Annotated in this window: 4 protein-coding genes; 1 reads left to right on the forward strand and 3 read right to left on the reverse strand. The window is 63.1% G+C overall.

The features are described from left to right. Nucleotides 1-7: 7 nt before the first annotated feature. Nucleotides 8-334 carry a cell division protein ZapA gene (locus ABI_RS12750; protein ID WP_006273419.1) on the reverse strand — a complete coding sequence of 109 codons (327 nt, stop codon included), beginning with the start codon at nt 332-334 and terminating at the stop codon, nt 8-10. Further along, the gene (locus ABI_RS12755; protein ID WP_006273420.1) at nt 334-651 is read right to left on the reverse strand and encodes a hypothetical protein; all 318 of its coding nucleotides are present in this window, start codon (nt 649-651) and stop codon (nt 334-336) included. Before ABI_RS12755 ends, ABI_RS12750 begins: the two co-directional genes overlap by 1 nt. Before the next feature lie 201 nt (nt 652-852). Between ABI_RS12755 and tkt the strand changes: the two genes are divergently transcribed. Then, nucleotides 853-2,799, forward strand: coding sequence for a transketolase (gene tkt, locus ABI_RS12760; RefSeq protein ID WP_006273421.1), 1,947 nt, complete (start codon nt 853-855; stop codon nt 2,797-2,799). 338 nt (nt 2,800-3,137) lie between these two features. On the opposite strand, the gene ABI_RS12765 is transcribed toward tkt, so the two are convergent. After that, on the reverse strand, nt 3,138-3,665 hold the full coding sequence (locus tag ABI_RS12765; RefSeq protein WP_006273422.1) for an EF-hand domain-containing protein: 528 nt from the start codon (nt 3,663-3,665) through the stop codon (nt 3,138-3,140). Between the last annotated feature and the right edge of the window lie 184 nt (nt 3,666-3,849).

The raw sequence follows: 3,849 nt of genomic DNA on the forward strand, positions 1-3,849 counted from the left end.
AAAAAAGTTACACGCCCAGCAGGCGTTCGAGGCGGGCGGCGGCGTCGGCGATGGCGAAGGCCGCCTTGCGTTCCATCTCATGCGCGCCGGCGTTCATCCGCGAATTCAGCGAATTGGCTTCATCCAGTTGCGCGCGCAGATCCTGCATCTCATCGATCATCAGCAGCGCCGCCATCAGGAACAGCCGCACCTCGCCGATCGTGCCGACGTCCGACACCACCATCTCGACATGCTCGTCGAAGGCCCGCGCCAGTTCCTGGACGCGGCCTTCCTGACCATCGGCGCAACCAACCGTATAGGGTTTGCCGTTGACGCGGACCGTGACCTCACCCATCAGGCCGCCTCTTCGCGCAACAGAATACGGATGTTCGCCGCCGCCATGCCCAGCGCCTGAAAGGCTGTCTCAGCCGCCTTGGCCAAAGCCGCTTCTCGGCCCTTAGCCTCTTCCAACTCGTTGAGAAGATTTTCGACCTCTTCGTTGCGCCCTTCGACCGGCGCACCTTCAGCGCCCGCCAGAAGCGGCGGCGGAAGGGGATCGCCGTTCTGCAGAGCGCGCACGCGCGATTCGAGCGCCTCGAGCGCACGGTCCAGTCGGTCCACCGCCACGCTCAGGCTGCTTCCCATCTGCCCCGACATCAGCGACGTTTCCATGCCCGATCTCCTAACCGGCGGTCCGTTTTTTACCGCGGACCGCATAAAAACCTACACTTGCCTCGGCATTTCCGCTAAAGCGCCGCCAAGTTTACGTGACTCGCGTCACCCCACAAGTTTAATAGAGACTCGGCCATGACCACAAGTCCAGATTCTGGCGACATTCCCGCCGCGACCGCGGATAAACCGCTCAGCGTTCTGATGGCCGACGCTATCCGCGTGCTGTCGATGGAGGCCGTCCACCGCGCCAAGTCGGGCCACCAGGGCATGCCGATGGGTATGGCCGATGTCGCCACCGTGCTGTGGACCAAGTTCCTGCGTTATGATCCCAAGAAGCCCGACTGGGCCGACCGCGACCGTTTCGTTCTATCGGCCGGGCACGGCTCGATGCTGCTCTATGCGTTGCTGCACCTGACCGGCTTCAAGTCGGTGTCGATGGACGACATCAAGAATTTCCGTCAATGGGGCGCTTCGACCCCCGGCCACCCGGAATACGGCCATACCGCCGGCGTTGAATGCACCACCGGCCCGCTGGGTCAGGGTCTGGCCACCGCCGTCGGCATGGCGATGGCGGAACGTCACCTCAATGCCCGTTTCGGTGACGACCTGGTCAACCACAAGACCTGGGTGATCGCCGGCGACGGCTGCCTGATGGAAGGCGTATCGCACGAGGCCATCTCCCTGGCCGGGCGGTTTAATCTCAACAATTTGATCGTTCTGTTCGACGACAACAATGTCACCATCGACGGCTGGGCGACCCTGGCCGAAACCGGCGACCAGCTGAAGCGCTTCGCCGCCGCCGGCTGGGCCGTGAAGTCGGTCGACGGCCACGACCACGCCAAGCTGGCTGCTGTCATGCGTTGGGCCGTCCGTCAGGACAAGCCGGTGATGATCGCCTGCAAAACCAAGGTGTCGCGCGGCGCCGGCGCGCTGGAAGGCGACAAGCACGGCCACGGCTACAACCTGTTCGACGACCAGATCAAGGCGGCGCGCGAGGCCATGGGTTGGGCGCACGAGCCCTTCACCGTCCCCGCCGATATCAAGAAGGCGTGGGAATCGGCCGGCCGCAAGGGCACCCGCACGCGTAAGGCTTGGGAAGACGCCGCCAAGGCCAATCCGAAGTACGAAGAGCTGACTGCCGCCATGGCCGGCGACTTTGCCGACAACGCGTTTGAGGCGCTGGATGCCCATATCAAGGCGTCGCTTGAGTCCAAGCCGACCGACGCGACGCGTTCGTGCTCAGGCGCGGCCCTGTCACACCTGGTCCCGGCCATTCCGGCGCTGATCGGCGGCTCGGCCGACCTGACCGGCTCGGTCAATACCCTGGTCAAGGGCATGGGCACCTATGACACGGCAGACTATACCGGCCGCTATGTCCACTACGGCGTGCGCGAATTCGGCATGGCAGCGGCGATGAACGGCATGGCGTTGCACGGCGGTATCATCCCCTATGCCGGCACCTTCTTTGTTTTCTCGGACTATTCCCGTCCGGCCATCCGCCTGGGCGCTCTGATGGGCGCCAAGGTCGTCCACGTCATGACGCACGACTCGATCGGCGTCGGCGAAGACGGACCGACCCACCAGCCGGTCGAGCATCTGGCCTCGTTCCGCGCCATGCCGGGCCTGCACGTCTTCCGTCCGGCCGACATGGTCGAGACGGCGGAATGCTGGAAAGCGGCTCTGCATGCCGGCGGTCCGTCGATGCTGGTCCTGACGCGCCAAAAGATCCCGGCCGTTCGTACGTCGGGTGAAAACCTGGCGCAAAAGGGCGCCTATGAGGTCAGTGCGGCTCAGGGCGAGGCTGTGGTATCGATCTTTGCCTCCGGTTCGGAAGTGTCCGTGGCGGTGGCAGCCCAGAAGCTGCTGGAAGCCGACGGTATAGCGACGCGCGTCGTATCGACCCCGTGCTGGGACCTGTTCGACGCCCAGACCCCGGCCTACAAGGCTTCGGTCATCGGGGATGCGCCGGTAAAGGTCGCCGTCGAAGCCGCCGTGTCGTTGGGCTGGGAAAAGTTCATCGGCAATGACGGCGTTTTTGTCGGCATGAAGGGCTTCGGGGCGTCGGCGCCGGCCGATCGCTTGTTCAAGGAATTCGGGATTACGGCCGAAGGTGTGGCTGCGGCAGCCAAGGCGGCGGTCAGGGTGTAATCTGAGGATTTGCGGGTGTGTCTTCTACAGAACACCCCTCACCCTAACCCTCTCCCCTCAGGTGGGGAGAGGGAATCCAATAGCCCTCTTGGCTGGCGGGGTGTATCCATGGCGCAACCACAAAAGAAGCCGTGGTGACGGCGGTCACCACGGCTCTCTCTCGGGACCAGGCAGCTCCGGGGAGATACCGCCTGTCTCAAGGACCTAGCGGGCGATGGAGCACTCCGTCGCCCTTTCATTTCGTCTAACGCGGGCAATTGGCAACTCCGTCGCAAAAAAAATCGGCCGCGGAACAAAAAAATTCCGCAGCCGAAATAGCAGCTTGATAGATGCCTATATTACCGGCCTGGCATGTGCCGGGGGCCGCCATGATGCTTCAGTTCGTCGCCGCTCAGCACGCCATCCTTGTTTTCGTCCATCTCACCGAAATGTTCCTTCATCGGGGCCGAAAATTCCTCGAAGGTCACCTTGCCGTCCTTGTCGGCGTCCAGGCCGTCGCCGCCGATGATACGGATCTCGCGCTTGTGGATGCGTGCGCCCGGGGGCGGCGAGCCATCGGGACCGTCGGGACCGCCGCGCATCATGATGACGTCGTGCTCGATGTGCGGCGGCTTGAACGCCTTGAACTCGTCTTCGGTGACGGAGCCATCCTTGTTGCCGTCCATCAGATCGAACGGATCGGGCGGCGGGCGATTGAATTCCTCGCGCGTCACCTTGCCGTCCTTGTTGGCATCCAGGGTGGCGAAATCGCCGCCGCCGTGGAAGATGCGCACCTCTCTCTTCGGTTGCGCAACCGCCCCGAAAGCCAGGGCCGCGACAGCCATGCCGGCGGCCGCCATCAAATAGTGTTTGGGTCGTAACGTCATACGGGTCTCCCTTGAATCTATGTCCTCCGCAGTCCCATGCTGCGCCCCGCGTGTTGCTGCTTGATGTCAGCGATACGCCAATTGTGGCAAAATTAAGATTTATTATGTCACCGTGGCCATTCGTCCGCCGCAAGCCATCGGCATCTTTGAGGCCTCCCCTCCTATGAGTTGCCCATGCCCCAAG

The organism is Asticcacaulis biprosthecium C19 (genome assembly GCF_000204015.1).
GTDB lineage: Bacteria > Pseudomonadota > Alphaproteobacteria > Caulobacterales > Caulobacteraceae > Asticcacaulis > Asticcacaulis biprosthecius.